The 25,540-nt window shown below is 67.6% G+C and carries 22 protein-coding genes; 8 read left to right on the top strand and 14 right to left on the bottom strand.

Annotated elements, in window-relative coordinates; all coding sequences use genetic code 11:
- Positions 1-14: 14 nt before the first annotated feature.
- The 5 genes from NFL01S_RS06930 to NFL01S_RS06910 form a co-directional block, all read right to left on the bottom strand.
- Positions 15-2,234 carry an ATP-dependent DNA ligase gene (locus NFL01S_RS06930; RefSeq protein ID WP_062972666.1) on the bottom strand — a complete coding sequence of 740 codons (2,220 nt, stop codon included), beginning with the start codon at positions 2,232-2,234 and terminating at the stop codon, positions 15-17.
- A 51-nt stretch (positions 2,235-2,285) separates the two neighbouring features.
- Entirely contained in the window at positions 2,286-2,525 is a 240-nt protein-coding gene (locus tag NFL01S_RS06925) for an antitoxin (RefSeq protein WP_062972664.1), read from the bottom strand.
- Between the two features lie 34 nt (positions 2,526-2,559).
- A complete protein-coding gene (locus tag NFL01S_RS06920; RefSeq protein ID WP_062972662.1) occupies positions 2,560-3,705 on the bottom strand; it encodes an MBL fold metallo-hydrolase in 1,146 nt (381 codons plus the stop codon).
- The gene (locus NFL01S_RS06915; protein ID WP_062972660.1) at positions 3,705-4,430 is read right to left on the bottom strand and encodes an enoyl-CoA hydratase; all 726 of its coding nucleotides are present in this window, start codon (positions 4,428-4,430) and stop codon (positions 3,705-3,707) included. Before NFL01S_RS06915 ends, NFL01S_RS06920 begins: the two co-directional genes overlap by 1 nt.
- A 153-nt stretch (positions 4,431-4,583) precedes the next feature.
- A complete protein-coding gene (locus NFL01S_RS06910) occupies positions 4,584-5,441 on the bottom strand; it encodes an aldo/keto reductase (protein WP_062972658.1) in 858 nt (285 codons plus the stop codon).
- Positions 5,442-5,541: 100 nt separating this feature from the next.
- Between NFL01S_RS06910 and NFL01S_RS06905 the strand changes: the two genes are divergently transcribed.
- Both NFL01S_RS06905 and NFL01S_RS06900 read left to right on the top strand, forming a co-directional pair.
- A complete protein-coding gene (locus NFL01S_RS06905; protein WP_062972656.1) occupies positions 5,542-5,820 on the top strand; it encodes a helix-turn-helix transcriptional regulator in 279 nt (92 codons plus the stop codon).
- Entirely contained in the window at positions 5,817-6,365 is a 549-nt protein-coding gene (locus NFL01S_RS06900; protein WP_062972654.1) for a hypothetical protein, read from the top strand. The genes NFL01S_RS06905 and NFL01S_RS06900 overlap by 4 nt, the downstream gene beginning before the upstream one ends.
- A gap of 118 nt (positions 6,366-6,483) precedes the next feature.
- On the opposite strand, the gene NFL01S_RS06895 is transcribed toward NFL01S_RS06900, so the two are convergent.
- The 5 genes from NFL01S_RS06895 to NFL01S_RS06875 form a co-directional block, all read right to left on the bottom strand.
- On the bottom strand, positions 6,484-8,232 hold the full coding sequence (locus NFL01S_RS06895) for a carboxyl transferase domain-containing protein (protein WP_062972652.1): 1,749 nt from the start codon (positions 8,230-8,232) through the stop codon (positions 6,484-6,486).
- A gap of 72 nt (positions 8,233-8,304) precedes the next feature.
- Positions 8,305-8,907 (bottom strand): GTP-binding protein, encoded by a 603-nt coding sequence (locus NFL01S_RS06890; RefSeq protein ID WP_174555654.1) that lies wholly within the window; start codon positions 8,905-8,907, stop codon positions 8,305-8,307.
- The gene (locus NFL01S_RS06885) at positions 8,888-9,262 is read right to left on the bottom strand and encodes a DUF742 domain-containing protein (protein ID WP_033244145.1); all 375 of its coding nucleotides are present in this window, start codon (positions 9,260-9,262) and stop codon (positions 8,888-8,890) included. Before NFL01S_RS06885 ends, NFL01S_RS06890 begins: the two co-directional genes overlap by 20 nt.
- 7 nt (positions 9,263-9,269) lie before the next feature.
- Positions 9,270-9,683 carry a roadblock/LC7 domain-containing protein gene (locus NFL01S_RS06880; protein ID WP_030522784.1) on the bottom strand — a complete coding sequence of 138 codons (414 nt, stop codon included), beginning with the start codon at positions 9,681-9,683 and terminating at the stop codon, positions 9,270-9,272.
- Complete coding sequence (locus NFL01S_RS06875; protein WP_084492475.1) at positions 9,680-13,507, bottom strand: sensor histidine kinase; 3,828 nt, start codon at positions 13,505-13,507, stop codon at positions 9,680-9,682. The genes NFL01S_RS06880 and NFL01S_RS06875 overlap by 4 nt, the downstream gene beginning before the upstream one ends.
- A 313-nt stretch (positions 13,508-13,820) precedes the next feature.
- Here NFL01S_RS06875 and NFL01S_RS06870 point away from each other — a divergent pair, with 313 nt between their 5' ends.
- From NFL01S_RS06870 to NFL01S_RS06855, 4 genes are all read left to right on the top strand, one after another.
- A complete protein-coding gene (locus NFL01S_RS06870; protein ID WP_062972648.1) occupies positions 13,821-15,761 on the top strand; it encodes an AMP-binding protein in 1,941 nt (646 codons plus the stop codon).
- Between the two features lie 92 nt (positions 15,762-15,853).
- The gene (locus NFL01S_RS06865; protein WP_062972646.1) at positions 15,854-16,252 is read left to right on the top strand and encodes a hemophore-related protein; all 399 of its coding nucleotides are present in this window, start codon (positions 15,854-15,856) and stop codon (positions 16,250-16,252) included.
- Between the two features lie 143 nt (positions 16,253-16,395).
- The gene (locus tag NFL01S_RS06860; RefSeq protein WP_245670549.1) at positions 16,396-17,100 is read left to right on the top strand and encodes a response regulator transcription factor; all 705 of its coding nucleotides are present in this window, start codon (positions 16,396-16,398) and stop codon (positions 17,098-17,100) included.
- Complete coding sequence (locus tag NFL01S_RS06855; RefSeq protein ID WP_084492473.1) at positions 17,097-18,467, top strand: sensor histidine kinase; 1,371 nt, start codon at positions 17,097-17,099, stop codon at positions 18,465-18,467. The genes NFL01S_RS06860 and NFL01S_RS06855 overlap by 4 nt, the downstream gene beginning before the upstream one ends.
- A 388-nt stretch (positions 18,468-18,855) precedes the next feature.
- Here the strand turns inward: NFL01S_RS06855 and NFL01S_RS06850 are convergent, their stop codons facing one another.
- The 3 genes from NFL01S_RS06850 to pdxH form a co-directional block, all read right to left on the bottom strand.
- On the bottom strand, positions 18,856-19,215 hold the full coding sequence (locus NFL01S_RS06850) for an FKBP-type peptidyl-prolyl cis-trans isomerase (protein WP_033244141.1): 360 nt from the start codon (positions 19,213-19,215) through the stop codon (positions 18,856-18,858).
- Between the two features lie 28 nt (positions 19,216-19,243).
- Entirely contained in the window at positions 19,244-20,542 is a 1,299-nt protein-coding gene (locus NFL01S_RS06845) for a citrate synthase (RefSeq protein ID WP_084492472.1), read from the bottom strand.
- 371 nt (positions 20,543-20,913) lie between these two features.
- Positions 20,914-21,633 carry a pyridoxamine 5'-phosphate oxidase gene (pdxH, locus tag NFL01S_RS06840; RefSeq protein ID WP_062972644.1) on the bottom strand — a complete coding sequence of 240 codons (720 nt, stop codon included), beginning with the start codon at positions 21,631-21,633 and terminating at the stop codon, positions 20,914-20,916.
- A gap of 60 nt (positions 21,634-21,693) precedes the next feature.
- Between pdxH and NFL01S_RS06835 the strand changes: the two genes are divergently transcribed.
- Entirely contained in the window at positions 21,694-22,839 is a 1,146-nt protein-coding gene (locus tag NFL01S_RS06835) for a citrate synthase 2 (protein WP_174555653.1), read from the top strand.
- 659 nt (positions 22,840-23,498) lie between these two features.
- Here the strand turns inward: NFL01S_RS06835 and NFL01S_RS06830 are convergent.
- Positions 23,499-24,212 carry a hypothetical protein gene (locus tag NFL01S_RS06830; protein ID WP_245670548.1) on the bottom strand — a complete coding sequence of 238 codons (714 nt, stop codon included), beginning with the start codon at positions 24,210-24,212 and terminating at the stop codon, positions 23,499-23,501.
- A gap of 63 nt (positions 24,213-24,275) precedes the next feature.
- On the opposite strand from NFL01S_RS06830, the gene serC reads away from it, so the two are divergent.
- Positions 24,276-25,400, top strand: a complete 1,125-nt coding sequence (gene serC / locus NFL01S_RS06825; RefSeq protein WP_062972641.1) for a phosphoserine transaminase — start codon at positions 24,276-24,278, stop codon at positions 25,398-25,400.
- Positions 25,401-25,540: the final 140 nt, after the last annotated feature.

The following is a 25,540-nucleotide window of genomic DNA, read 5'->3' as shown; positions in this document are numbered from 1 at the left end:
GGCAGCGACGGCTGTCACACCTCGCCGAGCCAGGCCGGATGCCAGAAACGTCCACCGTCGGTCCAATCCATGTAGCGAACAGTGCCTTTGATCTTCGGTGTCACCCAGATCGCGTCCCGGAGTTCGTCGGCCGACATCTCGTTGGTGAACGGCGGCGTCTTACGTTCCGACCGGCGCAGCCGTGCGGCCAGCTCGGCCATTTCCGCCTCGTCGAACCCGGTCCCGACCCGGCCCGCGTACACCAGGCCGTCCTCGGCGGGTATCCCGACCAGCAGCGAGGCGAACGGTCGCGCCTTACTGCGCCGCATACCCCCGATCACTACCTCCTGGGTGCGCCAGTTCCGGTGCTTCACCCATGAATGCCCGCGGGTCCCGGGCAGATACACCGCATCCAGCCGTTTGGCGATCACGCCCTCGGCGCCTTCTTCGTCGCTGCGGCGCAGAGCCTCGGTGCCGTCGCCCTCATAGCGCGGCGGCACCCGGAGTTCCGTGGTCGTCGCGGCCAGCGCCTCGAGCACCTGCCGCCGATCGCGGTAGCGTTTGCGCAGCAGCGAGGTGCCGTCGAGGAACAGCAGATCGAACGCCAGGAATTCGGCGCGCCGCGGATTCGCCTTCAACAGCGCGATATTCACCGCGCCGTCGGGCCCGCGGACGATGAGCTCACCGTCGAGTATCACCTGATGGCCGGCCAGCTCCTCGGCCAGTACCGACAACTGGGGATAGCGTGCGGTGACGTCGTTACCGGCCCGGCTGCGCAGCCGCAGTTCACCGGCATCGATTTCGACGAGCAGCCGGTAACCGTCCCATTTACGTTCGAATGCCCATTCCGACTCCGGCAGCCCGGCGACTTCGCCACTGGTGGCCAGCATGGGGGTGAGTCCACGCGGCAGTTCCGCGGTCGCGGGCTGGTCCTTCATGAGATGCATCAGCCATTGATCGCCCTCGGTCCGGATCATGGCGTACCGGCCGTTGAGCCGCTCGCCCCGGAAAACCACGATCACCTCGTCATCGCGCCATTTCTCGGCGCGGTAGGTGCCGGTATCCCAGACCGACATCTCCCCTGCTCCGTACTCACCCGCCGGGATCGTGCCGTGGAAGTCCAGGTATTCCAGTGGGTGGTCCTCGGTGTGCACGGCAAGCCGATTCTGCCGGGTACTTTCCGGTGGCCCCTTGGGGACCGCCCACGACACCAGCACTCCGTCGCGTTCCAATCGCACATCCCAGTGCAACCGCCGGGCGTGGTGTTCGTGGACGACATAGCGGTCGCCGGGGCCGGGCCTGGGCGAATGCGGCGGTACCGGCTCCGGTGTGCGCGCCGGGTCGCGCATCGAGCGGTACTTCGTCAGCGCATCGTTCAGAGGTGTATCGAGGCCGGCCAGCAGATCCCCCTCGGACCGATAACGCTCCAGAACTTCGTCGAACCGCAGTTGCCGCAGTTGACGGGCGTCCTCGAGCTCCGCCCAGTGCCGCGGTGCGGCGGCGTTCGGCTGCTCACGCCCGCGCAGCGAATACGGTGCGATGGTCGTCTTGGACGGGTTGTTCTGACTCCAGTCCAGGAACACCTTCCCGGCCCGCACACTCTTCGCCATGGTGGCGGTGACCAGATCGGGAAGAAGTTTCTCCAGATTCGTGGCGACCTGTTTGGCGACCGTGGATGCCCCGCCGGGGCTCAGTGCCCGGTCCAGCGGGACGTATAGGTGGATACCCTTGCTACCGCTGGTCAGCGGAAACGCGAGCATCCCGATTTCGGCGACCATATCCCGCACCCCGAGCGCCACCCGCGCGCATTCGGGCAACCCGGCACCGGGTCCGGGATCGAGGTCGAACACCAGCCGCGTCGCGGGCCCGCGCGCATCGCCGTCGAAGCGCCACTGCGGGACGTGGACCTCCAGGGCGGCCTGCTGCCCCAGCCAGACCAGGCCGGCCTGCGACGAGATCACCGGATAGTGCGCGGTGCGATCGGAATGTTCCTGGGCACGACGCGGTAGCCACGACGGGGTACCCGCGCCGAGGTTCTTCTCGAAGAACGACGATTCGGCCACACCGTTCGGCCACCGTTTCCGGGTGATCGGCCGGCCCGCGATATGCGGCAGCATCGCCGGGGCGATCTCGGCGTAATACTCGATGACCTCGCCCTTGGTGGTGCCGGTCGCCGGATAGAGCACCTTGTCCAGGTTGCTCAGCCGGACCTCGATATCCGGCTGCCCCGGTTCACCGCCGAACGCCCGGTGCACGCCCGGGTCACCAGCGTGCGCGGGCGGCCCGGTACGGCACCCGGCAGCGGATCACGGGCGCGGGCCGGGCCCCGGCTCGCCGGGCTGTCCCGGACCCCCCGGCTGGTCGGGCGGAACCACCTTGCGAGCGGCTTCCTTCCCCTTCTGGATCTTGTCCGAGTATTTGCCCTTGGTCCTCTGGTCGAGGAAATCCCCGGCCTTGTCGACCGCCTGGTTGATCTTGTCGGAGTTCTTGGCCGCCGCTTCCTGGCCCTTGCCGGCCAGATTCTTCAGGTTGTCCATCAAGCTCATTGCCGAATTCCTTCCTGTCGCCGAGCGGTTGTGTTCACTCCATATCCTCCCACCAGGAACGCCCGGGCGGGAGATCACGGATATCGAGCCGTTGCCCGGGGACCGGTACCACGATGTCGGTTCCGGCCGCGGCCGCGGCCGCCACCAGCCGGCGAACCGGTTCGTCCCAGGGGTGCGGAGCCAGATTGAAGGTCGCCCAGTGGATCGGCAGCAGCACGCCGTGGCCCGGATCGCCGCCGGACAGGTCGGCGTGGGCGCGCACCGCTTCCTCGGGATTCATATGGATATCGGCCCAGCTGTGGTTGTAGGCACCGATGGGCAGCAAGGTCAGGTCGAAGGGGCCGCACTGCGCCCCCGTTTCGGCGAACGCCTTGGTGAACCCGGTATCGCCGCCGAAGTACACCCGGTGCGCCGGACCGGCCAGCGCCCAGCCCGCCCACAGGGTGGTGTTGCGGACCAGGCCGCGGCCGGAGAAATGGCGGGCCTCGGCGCAGGTGATCGTCAGCTCGCCACCCGACCCGTACCGGGCGGGCAGCGAATGCGAGTGCCCCCAATCCAATTCGACGATCCGCGATTCCGGCACGCCCCAGTGCCGCAGATGCGCGCCGACCCCCAGCGGGACCACGAAAACCGCGCGCTGGGTGTACAGCAGGGTGGTGATGGTATCGGCGTCGAGATGGTCGTAGTGGTCGTGCGAGATGACCACCGCGTCCACCGGCGGCAGCTCGGTCAGCTCGACCGGCACCGGATGGATCCGGCTCGGCCCCACCAGCCGTGAGGGTGAAACCCGCTCACTCCACACCGGATCGGTGAGTACCCGGAAGCCGTCGATCTCGATCAGCGCGCTGGCATGCCCGTACCAGGTGGCGGCCAGATCGGCGGCCGCCGCCGGACGCTGTGGTTCGGCCAGCGGCACGGCCCCTTTCGGCCGCCCCGCCCGCATGGCGGACACCATCGCCAGCAGCCCGGCGGGATTGTCGGGCACAACGATCGGCGATGCCGGCTCGGTGTTGTGGAACTGACGGTTGCGGTAGCTGCGCGCCCCTGTAGCGGTGGGCGCGATCGCCGACACCGAGGCACCCAGCGCCGCCGGTAGCCCGTCCAGCGCGCGCAGTACCCAGCCCAGTGCGGTCATCCCGGCCAGCCCCGCCACCGCCGCGGGCAGAATACGGGGTCGCATCACCGGCCCACGAATTTCGGGGAACGCTTCTCCTTGCGAGCCTGCCGGCCCTCCTCGGCGTCCTCGCTGTTCCATGCTGCCTCCAAGGCGGACTGCTGTTCCTTGGGTGACGGCCCCCGGGTGCCGTCGTCGTTGAGTTCCAGCTTCAGATGCCGAAGCGATAGCGGCGCCAGTTCGGCGACCGATTTCGCCCACGTCTGTGCGTCCGCCAAGGTGCCGAGACGGTTGGCGAAGCCAAAGGTGTAGGCGTCGGCGGCCGAGATGGGTTCGGCACCGAGCAGGACGGTACGGGCCGGTCCGCCACCGACCAGCGAGACCAGCCGCCGGGTGGTCCAGCGATCCACGGAGATACCGAGTTTCGCCGCGGGGATCGCCAGATACGAATCCGGCGCCATCACCCGCAGGTCCGCCGCCATGGCCAGCTGCACACCGGCACCGAGCGCGGGCCCGTTGAGGGCAGCGATCACCGGCACCGGCAGCGACTCGACCTCGTGCAGCATCTCCAGCAAGGTGTCGAGGAATTCGGTGGAGTACACACCGTCGAGATCCGCGCCCGCACTGAAGACCGGCCCCCGGCCGGTGATCACGATGACGCGGGCGTTGTGAGCCGCCTGCAGGAGCGCCTCGCGCAGTTGTACGACCAGATCCAGGTTCAGCGCGTTACGACGCTCTTCACGCTGCAGTTCGATGGTGACGACGTCGCCGTCGCGGCTGACCCCGAGCATGTGTGTCCTTCCCCGCTCAACGAATACCGATCCAACAGCCAAAAACGAAGCGTTACCGACCACTCTGCCACAGCAACGGGCGAGCCCACCCGGCACGACGCGGGGAGGCGCTCGCCGGGGACGGTGTGGTGGCGGGGCGCGAAACGTACGGGCTCAGGTTTCCAGGCCGACCGCGAAGGTCGCCGGATCTGCCCCGGTCCGGGTGCCGCTGTCCAATCCGGTGATGGCGTTCATCTGCTCGGCGGAGAGTTCGAAGCCGAAAACATCGAAGTTCTGCTCGATCCGGGCGGGCGTCACCGATTTCGGGATGACGATATTGCCGAGCTGCAGATGCCAGCGGATGATCACCTGCGCCGGTGAGCGGTCCACCTCTCCGGCGATCCGGGTGATCACCGGGTCACTGAGCATGGTGCCCTGGCCGAGCGGGCTCCACGCTTCGGTGGCGATGGCGTGTTCGGCGTGGTATTCGCGCAGTTCGCGCTGAACGAGCCGGGGATGCAATTCGATCTGGTTCACCGACGGCGTCTCCCCCGTTTCGGCAACAACCCTTTCCAGATCGGTCACGCGGAAATTCGAGACACCGATGGAACGCACCCGGCCGTCGGCCTTCAGGCGCTGGAAGGCACGGAAGGTGTCCACGAATTTGTCCGCGGCGGGAACGGGCCAGTGGATCAGATAGAGGTCCAGGTACTCCAGGCCCAGCCGGTCGAGGCTGGTCGTGCAGGCGCGCAGGGTCGAGTCGTAACCCTGCTCGGAGTTCCAGAGCTTGGTCGTGACGAAGACCTCGTCGCGGGGTAGGCCGAAGTGCCGGATGGCGCGGCCGGTGCCTTCTTCGTTCTCGTAGGCGGCCGCGGTGTCGATACTGCGATACCCGGCGCGCAGCGCGGCGGTGACGGTATCGAAGACCTGGCCCGGCGGTACTTGGAAGACCCCGAAACCGAGCTGCGGAATCAGGCTCCCATCGTTGAGCACGATGGGCGGGACAACACCGATCTCACGTCTAGTGGTCACCGCCTCGACGGTAGGAGCGGTTCGGCGGCAGGTCAACGAATCCGGGCCTCGTGTCCGCATCACCTTGACAGATCGTTGTGTTTTTACAACACTCTGTTGCGTGAGCCCAGTAAGACGCGGGGAAACCCTCCCGATCTACAACCGCATCGCAGTACTGCGCGCGGAACACCGGATGTCGCGGGCCGCGCTGGCGGAGGCGGTGAACGTCAACCCACAGACCATCGGCGCACTCGAACGCGGCAACCACTACCCCAGCCTGGACCTGGCCCTGCGGATCTGCGAGGTGTTCGGGCTGCCGGTCGAGGCGGTGTTCTCCCGCACCGAATTCACCCCGCTGTCGGCCGAGCTCTATCCGCGCGAGAAAGGAAAGCTGCCATGACCGCAGCCGCCGAACCGTCCACCCTGCTCGATCGCTACCAGGCCTACCGCGTCCGGCGGTGGCTCGCCCGGGAGAAACAGCTCGCCGGAATGCTGCCCGGCTGGCGTACCCGCGGCCGCCGGCGGGCGCTGGTGATCACCGTCGCCGTGGCGCTCAGTGCGTTGTTCGCCGCCGGAGTAATGTGCGCGTTCGGCCTCGAATGGGCCGCACTCGCCGGCGGCCTGAGCGCCCTGATCTTCCTGCCGTCCTGGACCATGGTGCGGATCGTGTCGCACGCACAGGACAACGCACCCGCCGAAACCCTCGACGAACTCGAGATGGCCCAGCGCGAAACCGCCCGCTCGATCGGCCTCACCATTACGCAATCACTCTGCATCGTCCCGGTGATGTACCTCATCTACAGCGGCGCGCTGTTCCCGGAGGCCGATGCCTTCCGCACCGCCTACGCCGGCGGGGTCATGCTCCTGGCGACGCTGCTGGCCGGCGGCTGCGCACCGGCAATGATCCTCGCCTGGTCCAATCCCGAGCCGGAGCCGGAGGGTTGAGCGAAGGCGGTCAGCGGTTCGTCCACCCGGTACGCGACAGGCGGCACCTCCGCCGGGCGGACGAAGCCACTTTGGGGAAACGGCGGCGTGGCCCCCCTCGTGGCGAAGGCGCGGCACACTACCGATCCGCAAGCCCCAGGCGGCGGTAACGGAGATGCCGGATCTCCCGCAACCGCTCCACCGGCTCCGCCGATAGCGCAGCCAGTTCCTCGCCGAGGGCGGTGACCATGCGGCGCGCGAACTCGTCCGGCTCCGCTGCGGCGTCGGGATTTTCGGGCACTATCCGGTCCACGATCCCGTCGGCCAGCAGATCGGCCGATCGGATCCGCTGCTGCGCAGCCAATTCCGCGGCATGCCCGGTATCGCGGTGAACGATAGCGCTCGCACCTTCGGGCGGCAGCGGTGCCAGCCAGCCGTGTGTCGCGGCCAGCACCCGGTCCGCCGGTAGCAGCGCCAATGCGCCGCCGCCGGTCCCCTGGCCGAGCAGCACCGAAACAGTGGGTGTATCCAGAGTGACCAGATCGGCTATGCAGCGGGCGATTTCGGGCGCCAGCCCCCGTTCCTCCGCCTCCTTGGACAACGCCGCACCGATCGTATCGATCACCAGCACCAGCGGAAGCCGCAGTTCTGCGGCCAGCTGCATACTGCGCCGCGCCGACCGCAACGCGGCCGGGCCCATGGTGTGCTCCGGATCCTGGTGTGCGCGATCGTGTCCGAACACAACGCACGGACGGCCCTGGAAGCGGGCCAGCGCGAGGACCACCGTCCGATCCGTTTCGCCCTGGCCGGTTCCACTGAGCGGCACCCGCTCCCGGCTCCGGCGCAGAAGTTCGCGCAGTCCCGGCCGGTCGGATCGCCGGGAAATTCGCACCGACTCCCACGCTTCGACCGGTTCCATGGCGCGGCTCGACCGGTGACCACCGCCGGGCCGCACGGTCCTGCTGCCCAGCACTCCGGCGTCCTCGGGCCCCACAGCACCGCTCGTGACCTCCGGCGTCTCGGTCTCCCGAGCGGCCTGAGTCTCTCTCCCTCGAGTCGGGGAAACCGCGGTACTCGCGGCCGACGAGGTATCGCCCACCGAATCCGGCCGTCCGGCGGCCCGGCTCCGATCCGGCGATGCGGCGGCCGGTATCGGCTCGGCACCGGGATAACGCTGCCCTGCTGTGGATTTCGGCTCATCCGGAATCCCACTGAACACGCTCAGTGCCCGATGGGCGATCCGCCGGAAGACCGATACCTCGACGACCCCGTCGATGACCCCGCTCCGGTACAGGTTCTCCGCGGTTTGCACACCGGGCGGGAACGGCTGCCCGTACAGCGCCTCGTACACGCGCGGGCCGAGGAAGCCGATGAGTGCGCCGGGTTCGGCGAAGGTGATATGCCCGAGCGAACCCCAGGATGCGAAAACCCCGCCCATGGTCGGATTCCGCAGGTAAACGACGTAGGGGTGCCCGGCCGATTTATGCGCGGCGACCGCACCGGCGATCTTCACCATCTGCACGAAGGCAACCGTGCCCTCCTGCATCCTGGTGCCGCCCGAAGTCGGTGACACGACCAGCGGGAGCCCCTCCGCTGTCGCACGCTCGACCGCGCCGACGATCCGCTCGGCGGCGGCGACTCCCACCGAGCCCGCCAGAAACGCGAACTCACAGGCGATGACCGCGATCCGCCGTCCGCGCAACCGCCCTTCGCCGGTGCGCACCGATTCGTCGGTACCCGCCGCGGTGGCCGCCTCAGCCAGCACCGACCGATAGGCGCCGGTCTGCGCCACCGCTATCGGCGGCGCATCCCAGCTCACGAATGTCCCCGGATCCAGCAGCGCGTCGAGTAACTCGCGCGAGCCGATCCGGCGCTTGGCCGGCGTCATCCGAGCCGTCCCGGGCCGTCCGGCACCTCGACTGTTCCCAGCAGCACGCCGACCAGTATGACCAGCACCGGATCAGTAGCCGCGGGTGACCTTCTGCAGGGCGTACTCGGTGAGCCGGACCAGCGCCTCTTTGGCCGGTTCCCGGCGCCGGGCGTCGATCGGCATGATCGGCACATCGGCGGGAACCGCCAGCGCCTGCCGAATATCCTCGATCGGGTACTGCGGGGCATCGTCGAACTGGTTGAGCGCGACGAGGAACGGCAGGTTGCGTGCCTCGAAGTAGTCGACCGCCGCGAAGCTGTCCTCCAGTCGCCGGGTATCGATCAACACCACCGCGCCGATCGCGCCACGGATCAGGTCGTCCCACATGAACCAGAAGCGGTACTGGCCCGGAGTACCGAACAGGTACAGCACCAGATCGTCGGCCAGGCTGATACGGCCGAAGTCCATGGCCACCGTGGTGGTGGATTTGCTCTCGATACCCGCGAGACTGTCGATCCCGGCACTGGCATTGGTCACCAGAGCCTCGGTTCTCAACGGGACGATTTCCGAAACTGCCCCCACCAGCGTCGTTTTGCCCACGCCGAACCCGCCCGCGACCACGATCTTCGCCGAGGTCGGCTTGCTGACACGGGTATCGACCTGCGCCGTCGAATCATATACGCCGGAGTCCACTGAGAACCCTTTCGATCAGCTCGCGACGTTCATCGTCGCTGGAATCGTCTTTCAAAGTCGCCGAAACGCGGACATGCCCGGCTTCGATCAGGTCCGCTACCAAAACACGCGCCACCCCGATCGGTATACCCAGTCGCGCCGCTAGTTCGGCGACCGACGGCGACTCCCTGCACAACTCGACTATCGAGTTCTCGATATTGCTCAGTTCGTACTGGCGTTCGAGCGGAATGGGATGGGACGCGACGAGAGCCTCGAGCGCCAGCTCCACCTTCGGCCGGGTACGACCGGCGGTCAGCGAGTACGGGCGCACGAGACTGGGCTCGGAGCCTCCCACGCGGTGATCCTCTATGTCCATCCCACCATCAGGAACCCATTGTGACGCGCGGAGTGGCCTGAACAGTCTGGCCCACGCGTTCGACCAACAAAGCCATTTCGTATCCGACCTGTCCGATATCGCAGGACGTATTGGTCAGGACAGCGAGGTATGACCCGTCGCCTACCGCCATCAACAGCAGGTAGCCGTGTTCCATTTCGACGACGGACTGCAGGACCGTCCCGCCCTCGAAGAGATTGGACACACCCACCGAGAGACTGGCCAGACCGGCCGTAACAGCGGAGAGCTGTTCGGCCCGATCGACCGGTAGCTGGGCACTCGCCGCCATCAGCAGGCCGTCGGCCGAGACCAGAACGGCATGGGCTACGCCAGGAACCTCGCCTGCGAAGTTCGAAACCAGCCAATCCAACTGACGGTTCGTACCACCTAGTTCGGGGTTCATCGGTCTCCTTTGTCTCCGGTTAGGTTCATTGCTCGCATTGCACGGCCATCCCGAACACCTTGCTGGTGCCGACTCAAACTAGACCGGATCGTTTCGGGATTGCGACTCGGCGTCCGCTCCTGGGCGCCGTTGACGGCGCCGGGCACCAGCCGGCCGCCCGGATTACGTTGTGGAAGACCGGCCGCGGTACGGGTTTCGGGTTCGGCCTCGCTGGCCCGCCGAGCAGCCGTCCAGCCCTCGTCGCCCGGTGATTCGAAGGAGGCGACGGCCTGGGAACGGTCGGCGTTCGGATCCGACAGCCAGGCCGACATCATCTCCGCGAAAATGGGCGTACCGCCCATTACGCTGTCGGTTTCCTCGGCCGGCTGCAAGCGGGTCTGGAAGAACGAAGCGGTCTTCGCCGGATTGGACTTGTAACTGTGCCGCCCGGGTTCGCGGGCGGGCGCCGAGTCGTCGGCGGGTTCCGGTTCCCGGGGCAGCGCGACACCCGGAGGGTTGTCGAACCGCTCGGCGGTGTATCCACCCGGTTGCCGTCGCGGCAGCCCACCCGATTCATCGGGGCGGGGCATCGCGGTGTTCTCCCGTTGCGGCAGGCCGTTTTCGGACCCGGCGGGCCGGGGTCGTCCGTTACCGGCCGGGCTGCGCTGCGGCAGACCACTGCCGCCGGCACCTCGCTGCGGTAATCCGTTGCCCGGGGATTCGTGCCGGGGCAGCGGACCGCCGGCGGGGCCCCGCTGGGCGGGAAGTTCACCGGAAGGTTCCCGCGACGGCCGGCCGTCGGCCGTACCGCGCTGCGCCGGCAGTTCACCGGACGTATCGCGGGACGGGAGACCGTTACGTGTGGGTTCCCGCCGGGTGGGCAGAGCACCGGACGCGGTACCGGCCTGCTGCGGCGGTTCCTGGTCGCGTCCGGCTTGATCGCCCGCCGGACGGCGCTGGGGCAGACCTGGACCACCGGGTTCGCGGGCACCGTTCGTACCGGGTTCGCGTTGCGGCAGCCCGGTGGGCGCCTGCGGGGCCGGGCGCCGCACCGGTCCGGCGGGGCGCTGCGGGGCCGCCGGATCCGACGCGGTCTCGGCGGGGCGCCCGGAATCGGGACGCGCGGGCGGTGTCTGGGGATTTCCGGGGGCACCGTTCGCGCCGGGACGACGCTGCGGCAGACCTCCGGAACCGGAGGGCGATGCGTCACCGCCGGTCGGCTGCCGCTGCGGCACACCGCCGGGTCCGGATTGCGGTGCGTCACCGGCCGGCTTTCGCTGGGGCAACCCCCCGGGCCCGGATTGCGGTGCGTCACCGGTCGGCTGCCGCTGCGGCAGGCCACTCGGGCCGGGCCGCGGTGCGTCACCCCCACCCGGCTGACGCTGCGGCAGACCACCCGCGCCCGGCTGCGGCGACCCACCGGTGCCCGCCTGACGCTGCGGCAAACCGCTGGGGCCGCTCTCCGCGGGGCGCGCGCCGCCCGCGGGCGAATCACCCGGGGTACGCGGCGGCAGAGTCGGGGTCGCGCCGCCACCGCCGGGGCCGAGATTGCGTTTGGGAAGGTTGGCGGCGGCGAGTTTGCCGCGTTGCGCGGTACTGCCCGCACTGGCCTGACGCAGGCTCGTGGTGCCCTGTTCGCCGTCACGCAGACCGCCCGCCATCGCGGAACCGGGCTGCCGCTGCGGCAGGCCACCCGGACCGGCCGGCGCCGGGCCGCCCGGACGCTCCCCCGGCTTGGAACGTTCGACCTCCGGCAGCGGACCGCTCATCCCGGGATCGACGGTGACCATCATGTTGCCGTCGGCGGTACGACTGATACCGCGGGTCTGCATGGGCTGGCCACCGGCATTGCGCAGTGCCGCGGCAGCGGCCTCGTCGGCCGATTCCTCGGGCCGGGGCTTCTTACCGCCGTCGCTGGGCACCAGCGGCTGCGGGCCCGAACCGGTCGCCAGCGGCAGGATCTGGGTTTCGCCGGCCACGATCAGGCTCATAGGCACATGCACGGTGACCGTGACGCCGGGATCGCGGGCGGTATCGAAGGTCGGCCGCAACCGCACGTTGAGACCGTGCCGTTCCGCGAGCCGGCCGACGACGAACAGGCCCATATGGCGGGCGGTGTCCGGGCCGGGTTCGGCGGTGTTCTCCAACCGGCGGTTGATCTCGGCCATCTCACTCGGCGGCATACCGATACCGCGGTCGGCGACCTCGATCAGCAGACCCTGGTCGTGTGCCTGCGCGAAGGTGAACTTCACATCGGTTTCCGGCGGCGAGGCCCGCAGCGCGTTGTCCAGCAGCTCCGCGAACAGATGCGCCATATCGGAGGCGGCCGGTTCGATCAGGGCACCGCGCGGAGTGGCACCCAGCTTGACGCGTTCGTAGTCCTCGACCTCGGAGATCGCGGCGCGCAGCACATCGGCGATCTCGACGGGCGCCGATTTCGCGCGGCGCTGTTTGGTACCGGCCAGAATCAGCAGGTTGTCGCCGTTACGGCGCATACGGGCGGCGAGATGGTCCAGCCGGAAGAGGTTCTCCAGCAGTCGCGGATCCTTCTCGTCGTATTCCATCGCCTCGATGAGGCTGAGCTGATGGTCGACAAGCGATTTACTGCGCCGCGCCAGGGTTTCGAACATATCGTTGACCTGCGAACGCATCTGCGCCTGGTCGCTGGCCAGGCGCAGCGCCTGACCGTGGATATCGTCGATCGCGCGGGCCAGCTGGCCGATCTCCTCCTCGGACCGGATGGGCATCGGTTCGAGTGGGACCTCTTCCGGTGCGGCACCGGTCCGCAACTGGGCGACCTCGTCGGGCAGATCACTTTCGGCGACGCGCAGCGCGGCCAGCCGCAGCCGGTGCAGCGGCACGATCATCGAGCGGGCCACGAATACGGCGAGCAGCAGGGCCGCGAGGATGGTCAGCAGCACCACGATGGAGTAGATGACCGCGTCGGACAGGGCCCGGTCGGCCATCCGCTGCACACCGTTGTCGATCTCGGTGGTGGCCTCGCCGATGAGTTTGTCGGTGGTCGAGGTGCTCGCCAGCAGCGATTCGCGGGCTTCGCCCAGCGGTATCCGGCCCGCTTGCGCCTCCGGCGTATCCAGCATCGCCTGCCGGGTTATGACGCCCTCGCGCAGGGCCACGATATCGGGGTCTTCGGCGTTGTAGCGCTGGCTCAGAATGTTCAGCAGCGTGAGTTCGGTATCGGTCGCGGCCCGGTATGCCTGCTCACCGGTTTCCTGATCGCGCAGTAGCTCGGCGGCGGCGGTGATCTCGCCGACCATGGCGGAACGCAGATTGAGCGCGTCGACGAGGCGGAGTTTGTCCGGGTCGATCGACGGGTCGCCGACCTCGCCGATGATCTCTTCCACGGTGCGGACACCGGCGTTACGGGCTCGGTCCAGCTCCGCGACCGCCTCGTCCGGTGAACCCGACGGCGCCAGGCCGCCGGCGCGAACCTGCACCGCCTGATCGATCATCTCCGACAGCGCCTGGTGGGCGCCCGGTAGGTCGTCGAGGTCGACCAGCGCATCCTTGGCCGCGGTGATGGTCTGGTCCAGGGTTGTCAGGTTTTCCTCGGTGACCATGGACCGGTTGGGGGCGATCGCGATGGCCTGCGAACCCGCGACGGTCGACGTGGCCGAGCTGAGATCGAGGACCGCCGGAACGAGACTGACGTTCTCGGCCGACGAGCCCAGCCGATTCGCCTCGCTCCATTGCGCCGATATCCTCGACACACCGAGTCCGACCGCGACCGCCAACGGCACAGCCAGGACGGCCGTAACCTTCCAGCGAAGGTCCCAGTTACTCAGCGCCCAGCGCTTCGTGCCGGACCTAGCGGCGTCACGCATTCCCACTCACTTTCCAACCTGGCCCCAGCCATGCACCACAGGGGAACTCCACACTCGCATAGTGGCTCGACGGGTGGAGCTGCCCGTGGGTCGCGGCTGGCCGAGAAATTGCGTCTACGACGGACCGAATTCGTGTCATCAGATTCTAACGGATCAATAACTTCTTGGTGTACTAGGCCCGGGTTGGCGCACACTGACCAGCCGATTACAGGCATAAGCCATGGTCGCGACACCCGACAGGGGGTCGCGTGAAGTCTGCCACAATCGTGCTGATCTATCGAGGCGAGGATTGCTGCGAGGCTAGGGAGCACGGGTGAACGCGAGGAACGAGTATCGACCGGTCTATCAGACCAGTTTGGTCGATCCGGCCGAGTTCTGGTCCCGGGCTGCGGCGGATATCGACTGGGATACCCCACCGGAACAGGCACTCGACACTGCCCGCCCGATTTCGCGCTGGTTTCCCGGAGCCCGCCTCAATACTTGCTACAACGCGCTCGACCGGCATGTGATCAGCGGCGGCGGGGAGCAATCCGCATTGATCTACGAATCGGCGATGACGGGCGAAAGCCGGGTCTACACCTATTCCGAACTCCTCGACCGGGTAACCCGATTCGCCGGCGCCATGCGTGACCTCGGGGTCCAGGCCGGTGACCGCGTCGTCATCTATCTGCCGATGATCCCCGAAGCCGTGGTTGCGATGCTGGCCTGTGCCCGGATCGGGGCTGTGCACTCGGTGGTTTTCGGCGGGTTCGCCGCGCCCGAACTGGCAGCACGCATCGATGACGCGGAACCGGTGTTGATCGTGACCGCTTCGGGCGGGCTCGAACCCAACCGCACCATCGATTACCCCCCTATCGTGGCCCGGGCACTGGAACTCGCGGAGACCGCGGCCCCCGGAACCGTCCTGGTGAAACGGCGAGCCGGCTTTCCCGAGCACGATTTCGGTGCGCTTTCCGGCGGTACGGCGCGCTGGCTCGACTGGGATGCCACGGTGCGCGATGCCGCCCCCGTGGACCCGGTATCGGTAGCGGCGACCGATCCCTTGTACGTGCTGTACACCTCGGGTACGACCGGTAAGCCGAAGGGTGTGGTGCGCGACAACGGCGGGCATGCCGTCGCTCTGACCTGGTCCATTCGCAATATCTACGCTGTCGGGCCGGGTCAGGTGATGTGGGCCGCCTCCGATGTGGGCTGGGTGGTCGGCCATTCCTATATCGTCTATGCCCCGCTGCTGGCCGGGGCCACCACGCTGCTGTTCGAGGGCAAACCCGTGGGCACCCCGGATGCCGGCGCATTCTGGAAGGTGGTCGCGCGGCACCGGGTGCACACCCTGTTCACCGCGCCCACCGCGCTACGGGCCATCCGCCGCGCCGATCCCACCGCCGAAACCGCCCACGAGCACGATCTTTCATCCCTGCGTGCGTTGTTCTGCGCGGGCGAACGGCTCGATCCCGCCACCTTCACCTGGGCCGACGAAACATTGCTCGCCGGCCGCGACGACTGCCCGGTGGTGGACCACTGGTGGCAGACCGAAACGGGCTGGCCTATCTGCGCCAACCCACTGGGCATACAGCGGCTGCCGATCAAACCGGGTTCCGCCTCGGTGCCGGTGCCCGGCTACCGGCTGCGGGTGCTGGACTCCTCGGGTAATCCGGTCGCGGCGAACACCGAGGGCAATATCGTTATCGGCCTACCGCTACCGCCCGGCGCCCTGACCGGCTTATGGCACGACGAGGAGCGGTTCGAACGCTCCTACCTGGCGGCGTATCCGGGTCATTTCCTGACCGGTGACTCGGGCTATTTCGACGAGGACGGTTACCTTTTCGTCCTCGGCCGCAGCGATGATGTGATCAATATGGCGGGTCACCGGCTTTCCGCGGGCAGTATCGAAGCCGCCGTCGCGGGCCACGAAGCCGTGGCCGAATGCGCGGTGATCGGGCTTCCGGATGAACTCAAGGGGCAGCGGCCGATCGCTTATGTAGTACTGAAATCCGATGCCCGGATAGATATCGAAACGCTGCGCGACGAACTGAGTGAGCGGGTGCGGACCCAAATCGGCGCCGTCGCCGGACTGTACGACGCCGTCGTCGTTCCCGCCCTGCCGAAAACCCGATCCGGAAAAATCCTGCGCAAAACCATCCGCCAGATGACGGCGGGCGAGAATTACGAAATACCTTCCACCATCGAGGATCCCGCGGTGCTCGACGAACTGTCCCGGATCATCCAGCCGCCACAAAGCACAAAGTCCTCTTAAGAAAACCTCAGAGTCGGGCCAACACTGCCCCATACGGTCTGAGGGGTCCACGAGCCACGGCTCGACTCGACACGTAGGAGGCAGTAGTCCCCATGGCACACACCACGAACCGGCGGTTCGGCAAGTTCGGTCTCACTACCCTCACTCTGGGAGCGGCCGCCGCGGCCACCGCCTTCCTGAGCCCCGCCGTCGCCTCGGCAGGCCCCATGGAGATGGCAGAACCCCTACTGACCAGCGACTGCTCATTCGCCCAGGTCGATGCCGCACTCCACGACCAGGCCCCGGAACTCGCGGCCATGCTGGACGCCAACCCGGATGCGAAGGCTCAGCTGCAGGCGAAGTTCGATCAGCCGGTCGAACAGCGCCGGGCCGAGTTGCAGCAGTACATCGAGCAGAACCCACAGGCCGCCCAGCAGGCCCAGGACGACCCGCGTGCCCAGCAGATGCAGGCGACGCTGCAGGGCGTGGCCGACACCTGCCACAGTTACTGAGCTGTGTTTACCGGCGCCGCCGCTGGGCACGTCGGGTCCGCGGCGGGCCGGACCTGCAGGTCGCTTCGATGGGCCCCTCGTCCGGTGTGAACACCTGGACACGGCGGGCGGGGCGCCCCGGATACGTCAATACACTGGGCGGTGTGGAGCGGACCAACAAACCCGCGGTTCTGGTTGTCGACGACGATGAGGATGTCCTCGCGTCGGTGGAGCGCGGTTTACGCCTGTCCGGGTTCCAGGTGAGTATCGCCCGGGACGGGGCGGCGGCGCTGCGGGCGGTGGCCGACAACGGGCCCGACGCGATCGTGCTGGATATGAATATGCCGGTGCTCGACGGCGCGGGGGTGGTGACGGCCTTACGCGCGATGGGCAACGAGGTGCCGATCTGTGTGCTCAGCGCGCGCAGTTCGGTGGGCGACCGGATCGCGGGGCTGGAATCGGGGGCCGACGACTACCTGATCAAACCGTTCGTCCTCGCCGAACTTGTGGCCCGGATCAAAGCGCTGCTGCGCCGCCGTACCGATACCACACCGGCCGGGCCCTCCGACACCATCGTCGTCGGGCCGCTACATGTCGATACGGCCGGATACCGGGCGGTCCTGGACGGCCAGGAGATCGACCTGACCAAACGCGAGTTCGAACTGTTGTCCACACTGGCCCGCAACGCGGGGGTGGTCCTGAGCCGAGAGCGGCTGCTGGAACTGGTGTGGGGCTACGATTTCGCCGCCGATACGAATGTGGTGGACGTTTTCGTCGGCTACCTGCGCCGCAAACTGGAGGTCGACGGCACCCCGCGGCTCCTGCACACGATCCGCGGCGTCGGGTTCGTCCTGCGGGACGCCAAGTGAGCGAAGGCGTCACCAGCCGGCGCCGCAGATCGTATTCCCTGCGCACCCGGGTCGCGGGGGCGGCCGCCGCGGGATCGATACTCATCGTCGCGCTGGTCAGTGCCATCGCCGTACCGGCGATCGAACGCAACAACTTGCAACAGACCGATCAACAGCTGCGTATCGCGTCCCGGCTGGTGGTGATCGACCCGGTGATCGCGGTGGGGATCGTGAACCTGGTGGGGCCGGATCGTGATATGGCGTTGACCGTCCGTGACGACGGTCAGGTGGTGGCCTCCAGCGTCACCCGGTTACCGGAGCTGGATCCCGGATCGCGCACGGTCACGGTGGACGACACCCCGTACCGGGTGCTGACCACCACCGAGAACCAGCCCATGGGCCGGACGGTGTCGCTGGGTATCCCCGCCACGGACGCCGCGCAGGCGACGGCCGACCAGCAACGGTGGCTGCTGTTCGCGGGGCTGGCAGCTATCGCCGCGTCGGCGGCACTGGGCTGGTTGTTCGGCGGCCGGGCGGTCCGGCCCATCGTCGTACTCACCCGCCAGGTCGGCGCCCGGACCGGCTACCGCGACGCCACTCCGGAACCGGTGGACAGTTCCGGGGTGCTGGAGGCCGAGCAGTTGGCGGACGCGGTGAACACCATGCTGCGCCGGGTCGACCAGGCCCAGAGCGAAACGGCGGCCGCCCTGGAGACCGCGCGGGATTTCGCCGCGGTCTCGGCGCACGAACTGCGCACCCCACTCACTGCCATGCGCACCGACCTGGAGGTGCTGGCCACGCTGGACCTCAGCGAGGACCAGCGCACCGAGATCCTCGCCGACCTGCAGCGCAGCCAGGAAAGGGTGGAAACCACCCTGGCCGCACTGGAACGACTTGCCTCCGGCGACCTGACCTCCGAACGCGACCATATCGACACCGATATCGCCGAGCTCTGCGATCTGGCCGCCCACGACGCGATGCGTCACTACCCCGGCCTCGCCGTCCGCGTCGATACCGATGCCGAACTGATCACCCGTGGCCTGCCCGCGGGCCTGCGGCTGGCGGTGGACAACGCCCTGAAGAACTCGGTGAAACACGGCGAGGCCACCACGGCCGTCCTATCGGCCCACCGCCACGACGACGGCACCATCGTCATTTCCGTCGACGACAACGGCCGCGGGATCCCCACCGGCGAACGGGAATCGGTTTTCGCCCGCTTCGCCCGCGGTACCGGCGCGCACAAGGGCGGATCGGGGCTCGGTCTGGCACTGGTCGCCCAGCAGGCCCAGTTACACGGCGGCCGGGCCTACTTCGACGACGGCACACTCGGCGGAGTCCGCCTGGTACTCGTCCTTCCGGACGACCGGCGCGACGGCGTGCCCGAGTAGACCCCCATCGGGCGCCCAGCGACAGAGAAATCGAACGGGTCCGCTTCCGAACCGGTGGTGGGTAGTCTCCGCGCCGCAATCCGCAGAACGAGCCGGGGCCACCGGGTACAACTCGTATAGACGAATGGCCGGCCGCCTACGTCTACGAGCGATCCGGCCGCACGGTGAGCGCGCGGCGCCCGAACCGGTGGTTGCGCCGAGATCGACAAGGCACCCGAGGTCTCACCCATCCGGCTCACACTGCCCGAAGTGCATGGGAGACTGCCGCGAGTCGCGAGCGGCAAGGTGGCCGCCCGCGTGCGGGTGCGCCGGAAACACAGTCCCTCAACGCATCGGCGCGCACCTCCTGGGGAGGTGCGCGCCGAGCAGAACTCAGGTTCGGCCGTGTCTACTTCGCGTCGAGCAGATCGATCACGAAGACCAGGGTCTTACCGGAGAGCGGATGACCACCGCCCGCGGGGCCGTAGGCCAGCTCCGGCGGGATGGTGAGCTGACGGCGGCCGCCGACCTTCATCCCGGGGATGCCGTCCTGCCAGCCCTGGATCAGGCCGCGCAACGGAAAGCTGAGCGATTCGCCGCGATTCCACGAGGAATCGAACTCCTCGCCGGTATCGAATTCCACGCCGACGTAGTGCACTTCTACGGTGCCACCGGGCACCGCTTCCGGACCGTCACCGACGGTGATGTCCTTGATGACCAGCTCGGTGGGCGGCGGACCCGCCTGGAATTCGATTTCCGGTTTGCTCATGCCTTGAATCCCCTTCGATTCAATCGGTTCAGCGGTTGGTGATCTCGGAATAGTCCCGTGCACCGTAACCGGTGTAGATCTGCCGCGGGCGGCCGATCTTGATGGCTTCGCTGTGCATTTCCCGCCAGTGCGCGATCCAGCCCGGCAGCCGGCCCATGGCGAACAGCACGGTGAACATACGGGTCGGGAAGCCCATGGCCTTGTAGATCACGCCGGTGTAGAAGTCGACGTTCGGGTAGAGCTTGCGCTCGACGAAGTAGTCGTCGGTGAGCGCGGCCTCTTCCAGAGCCTGGGCGATATCGAACAGCGGATCGCTGCCGAGTTTGCTGAGGATGGTGTCGGCGTGCTTCTTGGCGATCGCGGCGCGCGGATCATAGTTGCGGTAGACCCGATGCCCGAAGCCCATCAGCTTCACACCGTCTTCCTTGTTCTTGACCTTACGGATGAATTCCTTGACGTCGCCGCCGGCCGCCAGGATACCGTCCAGCATTTCCAGTACCGCCTGGTTGGCGCCGCCGTGCAGCGGGCCCCACAGCGCGTTGATACCGCCGGATACCGAGGTGAACAGGTTCGCGTCGGAGGAACCGACCAGCCGGACCGTGGAGGTGGAGCAGTTCTGCTCGTGGTCGGCGTGCAGGATCAGCAGCATATCCAGGGCGTTGGCGATCTCCGGATCGACCCGGTAGGGCTCGGCCGGGAAGCCGAAGGTCATCCGGAGGAAGTTCTCCACCAGCGACAGCGAATTGTCGGGGTAGAGGAACGGCTGGCCCACCGACTTCTTGTACGAGTACGCGGCGATGGTCGGCAGTTTGGCCAGCAGCCGGATGGTCGACAGCTCGACCTGTTCGGGGTCGCGGGGGTCCAGCGAATCCTGGTAATAGGCGGACAGCGCGTTGACTGCCGAGGAGAGCACCGGCATGGGGTGTGCATTACGGGGGAAGCCGTCGAAGAAGCGCTTCAGGTCCTCGTGCAGCAGCGTGTGCCGGCGGATCTTGTCGGTGAAATCCTCCAGCTGATCCTGGGTGGGAAGTTCGCCGTAGATGAGCAGGTAACTGACCTCGATGAAGGTCGAGTTATCGGCCAACTGTTCGATCGGATACCCGCGGTAACGCAGAATTCCCTGTTCACCGTCGATATAGGTGATCGCCGATTTGGTCGACGCGGTATTGACGAACCCGGGGTCATAGGTCGTATATCCCGTGCTGGCCAGCAGCTTGCCGAGATCGATACCGTCGTTTCCTTCGGCGGCCTCGGCGATCGTCATGGGGTACTCGCCACCCGGATAGGTCAGAACCGGTTTGGCGTCATTGATGTGATTCTCCGGCACGGAAGGTTCCCTCTCAGGCTATGACCGTCGGCATCGCATGCGGTCGGCACGCGGTGCGTTATCGGTAGACGCTAGTCCTTGCTCCGACGGGACCGGCGGTGAGGGTACCCGCGTGGCAATCTCACAATACGATCCGCGCGGACGTGCGTTTCGGCCTGCCGGATACCGGCCGGCATCGCTGTGACCGGCCGCATTGCGAACCTGCGCCGATGCGGGGCGACCCCGGCGTAACGATCTGCGCCGCGGCGGGCGAACCGCCGCCATGCCGGGTAGCAATACCGTACCCACGGCACGAAAAACAAAACCGTGCGGAATATCACCGAAAGGCCTGCACACAGGATGTCACCGGCGGTGACGGCGGACGATCCCCCTCACGGCTGCAGACGCTGCACCGACATCCCGGTTGGGCCGACCCGGACGAGTATCCGGTTGTGCAGCCGACCCCGGCGTCCCTGCCAGAACTCCGCCTCGTCGGGCCGTAGGAGATAACCGCCCCAACGCGGAGGCACGGGAATCTCGGCGGCGGTAGCGAAGCGGGCGGTGGCCCGAACCAATCGACGATCGAGCTCCTCCCGCGAAGCGATCGGTTGCGACTGCTCCGATGCCCACGCACCCAGCTGCGATTCCCGGGGGCGCGAGCGCCAATACTCCTCGGTGGTTCCGGCCGGCACTCGCTCCACCCGGCCGCGGAGATGGACTTGGCGGGCGAGTTGCGGCCACAGGAACGTCGCCGATGCGTACGGCACCGCCGACAGTTGCGCACCTTTGGCCGAATCGTAATTCGTATAGAAGACGACGCCGTCGGGGGAAAGCCCTTTACACAGGACGGTGCGGGTCACCGGCCGGGCGACAGGCCCCGCCGAATCGAGCGTGCCGAGCACCATGGCGTTGGGTTCGGCAATACCGGCCGCGGTGGCCTGATCGATCCACTGCCGCAGCAGCGGCTCCCAGCCACCGGCCACCGAATTCTCGTCGAGCTCGGTATCGCGCACACCGAGCAGCGGCCCCTGTTCCGGCGAACGCGGATGGGCAGCACCGTATTCGGCACGCATCGCGGCGAGGGCGGCGCCGGACTCCTCCACATCGGACATGGGCCAGACGTTACTCCTGAGTAGCAAAGCGCTAGAGTTCTGTTGAAAGGAGAGTCGCGTATGACCACCAATTCCGGCATTTCGGGGGCCGGCCAGGTCCCGGACGATTTCGTCAGCGGCCTCGAGGGGGTGGTCGCGTTCACCACCGATATCGCCGAACCCGACAAAGACGGCGGCGCCCTGCGCTACCGCGGCGTGGACATCGAAGATCTGGTCACCAACCGGGTCACTTTCGGCGATGTCTGGGCATTGCTGGTGGACGGCGAATTCGGGCACGGCCTCCCGCCGGCCGAACCGTTCCCGCTGCCGGTGCACACCGGCGATGTCCGGGTCGATGTGCAGGCCGGTCTGGCCATGCTCGCCCCCATCTGGGGTTATCAGCCGCTGCTGGATATCGATGAAGCGACCGCGCGGGAGAACCTCGCCCGCGCCTCGGTCATGGCGCTGTCCTACGTCGCGCAGTCCGCGCGCGGTATCTACCAGCCTGCAGTACCGCAGCACCGGATCGACGAGTGCACCACGGTCACCGAACGGTTCATGACGCGCTGGAAGGGCGACCCGGACCCGCGGCACACCGAGGCCATCGACGCCTACTGGGTATCGGCCGCCGAACACGGGATGAACGCCTCCACGTTCACCGCCCGCGTCATCGCATCCACCGGTGCCGATGTAGCGGCATCGCTGTCCGGCGCCATCGGCGCGATGTCCGGCCCGCTGCACGGCGGTGCACCGGCTCGTGTGCTGCCGATGATCGAGGAGGTCGAACGCAGCGGCGACGCGCGTGCGATGGTCAAAGGCATTCTCGACCGCAAAGAAAAACTCATGGGCTTCGGCCACCGGGTCTACCGCGCCGAAGATCCGCGGGCCCGGGTGCTGCGCGATACCGCCCGGCGCCTGGCCGCCCCGCGCTACGAAGTGGCGGCCGCCCTCGAACAGGCCGCACTGGCCGAACTCCGCGAACGGCGTCCCGATCGCGCCATCGAAACCAATGTCGAATTCTGGGCGGCGGTCATCCTCGACTTCGCCGAGGTCCCCGCCCACATGATGCCGGCGATGTTCACCTGCGGCCGGACCGCGGGCTGGTGCGCCCACATCATGGAACAGAAGAAACTCGGCAAGCTGGTCCGCCCGGCCGCCATCTACACAGGCCCCGCCCCGCGGTCACCACAGGAGGTCGCAGGCTGGGACAGCGTCGCAGCCGTATAGGTCGCGACACGTCCGGCGGCGCGGGCTGTCCCGTTCGATACCTGGGTTCTGGCCGCGATACCCGCGGGCAGAACCCAGGGACGTGCCGAATCGTCCGAGCGCGTCGCAGGACTCGGCGCCGCTTGTCACGCGAGTTCGGTGCAGGCCGAGACGTCGCGCCGACCTCCATGGCCGGGAATGTCAGCGCCACGGATTCCGGTGACTGGCCCAGGCGTTCGCTTACCGAATTCGCGCTCGGCCGGCGCTCGCGCCCGTCGTTATCCACCACGCTGCCGCCCAGCGACGATAAACAAGACGATCAGGCACCGCGGCCGGCGAGTGAGGTACCCGCGCCGAGCAGCTCCCGCAGGACCGCGCGCAACAGCGGCATTTGCCCGCGATCCCCGACTGCGAACTCCGGGTGCAGAAATCTCCGAATTGGGTGCCCACGCCGGTCAGTGCACCGCCTCCCCTCACCCGCGGCCAAGCAGGCACGCGGGCAAGCAGGCAAGCAGGCAAGCAGGCAAGCGGGCAAGCGGGCAAGCGGGCGCGCAGGCGCGAGCAGATGCGGAGGCGAGCAGATGCGGAGGTGGGGAGGTGCGCCGACGGGCGAGCGGGTGCGCAGGCGAGAAGGTGAGCAGCCTCGCCACCACACGCGCGAGCGGGCGCGGCTCCTTCCGTCAGACGCAGTCCGGGTCCGCTTCCCAATCGATCGCGACCGAATCGCCGCTGTCGACTGTGAAGAACGCGACCCGGAGTTTCGCGCCCAGGTCCAGCAGTTCTATCGCGGCCAGGGGCACCGGCTGGACCACCCGCACATGCCAGGGGTCGGGTTCGTCCCAGGCACGTAATTCCAGGTCCAGGCGCATCACCGGATCGTCGCAGCCGCAGTAGTCGACTTCGACGGGGTTCACCGCCAATACGGTCGCGGTGGCCCGGCGGCCGTCCGCCAGAATTTTCGCCAGCGCGGCCCGGCCCGGATCGGCCTCCCCGGGTGGATACAGCACCATGCGGTCGCGGTCGTCCGGGTCCACCCGGCAGCACACCAGATCGCCGGGGCGCATCCGGTCCAGTTCCGTGCCGGAGACGCGCTGCCGGACCTGCGCCTCGTAGGGTGGCCGCCCGGGCAGTCGGACGCGGACCCGGAAGGTATAGCCGGGTTCACGCTTGCGGGTACCCGCCGCCAGTACCGTGGCCGATCCGGCCGTGCCGTAGGTCAGCAACTCCCGGCGATCGGCGCCGCTGGGCGCCTCACCACGGCGGCGGAAACGCCGCGGCAGCAGCCGGCGCAGCCACCCGCCCGGCGCCGGTGGACCCGGTTCATCGCCGTGACCACCGCCACGGCCGTCATCGGATCGATCTCCGGCAGCGCCCCTCGACGACCGCATGCTCATACCCACTCACGTTAGCCGGAGTGTGGTACGCGGCACAGCAACGGCGCGGTTACGCTGTTGGCCATGACCAGTGCGTTCCCGACCATCCCCGATGAGCTCAAGCCCACCGACGGTCGTTTCGGTTGCGGCCCGTCCAAGGTCCGCCCGGAGCAGCTGCAGTCCCTGGTGGAGGTGGGTGCCTCGGTGTTCGGCACCAGCCACCGGCAGAAACCGGTCAAGGATGTGGTCGCCCGCGTGCGCTCCGGGCTACGTGACCTGTTCTCCCTCCCCGAGGGTTACGAGGTCGTCCTCGGCAACGGTGGCACCACGGCGTTCTGGGATGCCGCCGCGTTCGGTCTGGTCCGCGAGCGCTCGCTGCATCTGACCTACGGCGAATTCAGCTCGAAGTTCGCCAGTGTCACCAAGAAGAATCCGTTCGTCGGCGATCCGATCGTCGTATCGGCCGATCCGGGTAGCGCGCCGGAACCGGTCGCCGACCCGGCCGCCGATCTGATCGCCTGGGCACATAACGAAACCTCCACCGGTGTCTCGGTTCCGGTACTGCGGCCCGCGGGGTCGGACAACGCACTCGTCGCCATCGACGCCACCTCCGGCGCGGGCGGACTGCCGGTGAATATCACCGATGCCGATATCTACTATTTCGCGCCGCAGAAATGCTTCGCCGCCGACGGCGGTCTGTGGATCGCGCTGATGAGCCCCGCCGCACTGGCACGGGTACAGGAGATCAAGGATTCCGGGCGCTGGACCCCCGATTTCCTGTCGCTGCCGATCGCGATCGAGAACAGCCTCAAAGACCAGACCTACAACACCCCGGCGCTGGCCACCCTGCTCATGTTCGCCGATCAGATCGACTGGCTGAACCGCAACGGCGGCCTGGACTGGGCAGTGAAGCGGACGCTGGATTCTTCCTCCCGGCTGTACGCCTGGGCCGAGGCCAGCGAATACGCCACCCCCTTCGTCGGCGATCCGGCACACCGCTCCCAGGTGGTCGGCACCATCGACTTCGCCGATTCGGTGGACGCCGCCGCGGTCGCCAAGACGCTGCGTGCCAATGGAATCGTCGATACCGAGCCGTACCGGAAACTGGGTCGCAATCAGCTGCGCATCGGCATGTTCCCGGCCATCGATCCGGAGGACGTGGCTCAGCTCACCCGCTGCGTCGACTGGGTGGTCGAGAAACTCGGCTGAGCCGGATCACCTGCGAATTCGGGCCCGTCGCGCGTGTTGCGCGGCGGGCCCGCTGCCTCGGCATCCGGTTCATCCGGAATCGACTTGATACACAAGGGAATAGAGCAGATTAGCCGTAGATGACGGCCACAGGGTACATT

This window comes from Nocardia flavorosea NBRC 108225 (genome assembly GCF_001613385.1).
Lineage (GTDB): Bacteria > Actinomycetota > Actinomycetes > Mycobacteriales > Mycobacteriaceae > Nocardia > Nocardia flavorosea.
Note: the sequence above shows the minus strand (reverse complement) of the source record. Positions and strands in the feature narration are given on the sequence as shown.

Excerpts from the sequence above, each read along its gene's own strand:
- NFL01S_RS06915 (WP_062972660.1), bottom strand. The coding sequence starts at position 4,430 with ATGCTCGGGGTCAGCCGCGACGGCGACGTCGTCACCATCGAACTGCAG.
- NFL01S_RS06895 (WP_062972652.1), bottom strand. The coding sequence starts at position 8,232 with ATGACGCCGGCCAAGCGCCGGATCGGCTCGCGCGAGTTACTCGACGCG.
- NFL01S_RS06900 (WP_062972654.1), top strand. The coding sequence starts at position 5,817 with ATGACCGCAGCCGCCGAACCGTCCACCCTGCTCGATCGCTACCAGGCC.
- NFL01S_RS06880 (WP_030522784.1), bottom strand. The coding sequence starts at position 9,683 with ATGAACCCCGAACTAGGTGGTACGAACCGTCAGTTGGATTGGCTGGTT.
- NFL01S_RS06830 (WP_245670548.1), bottom strand. The coding sequence starts at position 24,212 with ATGAGCATGCGGTCGTCGAGGGGCGCTGCCGGAGATCGATCCGATGAC.
- NFL01S_RS06885 (WP_033244145.1), bottom strand. The coding sequence starts at position 9,262 with ATGGACATAGAGGATCACCGCGTGGGAGGCTCCGAGCCCAGTCTCGTG.
- serC (WP_062972641.1), top strand. The coding sequence starts at position 24,276 with ATGACCAGTGCGTTCCCGACCATCCCCGATGAGCTCAAGCCCACCGAC.
- pdxH (WP_062972644.1), bottom strand. The coding sequence starts at position 21,633 with ATGTCCGATGTGGAGGAGTCCGGCGCCGCCCTCGCCGCGATGCGTGCC.
- NFL01S_RS06835 (WP_174555653.1), top strand. The coding sequence starts at position 21,694 with ATGACCACCAATTCCGGCATTTCGGGGGCCGGCCAGGTCCCGGACGAT.
- NFL01S_RS06865 (WP_062972646.1), top strand. The coding sequence starts at position 15,854 with ATGGCACACACCACGAACCGGCGGTTCGGCAAGTTCGGTCTCACTACC.
- NFL01S_RS06850 (WP_033244141.1), bottom strand. The coding sequence starts at position 19,215 with ATGAGCAAACCGGAAATCGAATTCCAGGCGGGTCCGCCGCCCACCGAG.
- NFL01S_RS06875 (WP_084492475.1), bottom strand. The coding sequence starts at position 13,507 with ATGCGTGACGCCGCTAGGTCCGGCACGAAGCGCTGGGCGCTGAGTAAC.
- NFL01S_RS06920 (WP_062972662.1), bottom strand. The coding sequence starts at position 3,705 with ATGCGACCCCGTATTCTGCCCGCGGCGGTGGCGGGGCTGGCCGGGATG.
- NFL01S_RS06925 (WP_062972664.1), bottom strand. The coding sequence starts at position 2,525 with ATGAGCTTGATGGACAACCTGAAGAATCTGGCCGGCAAGGGCCAGGAA.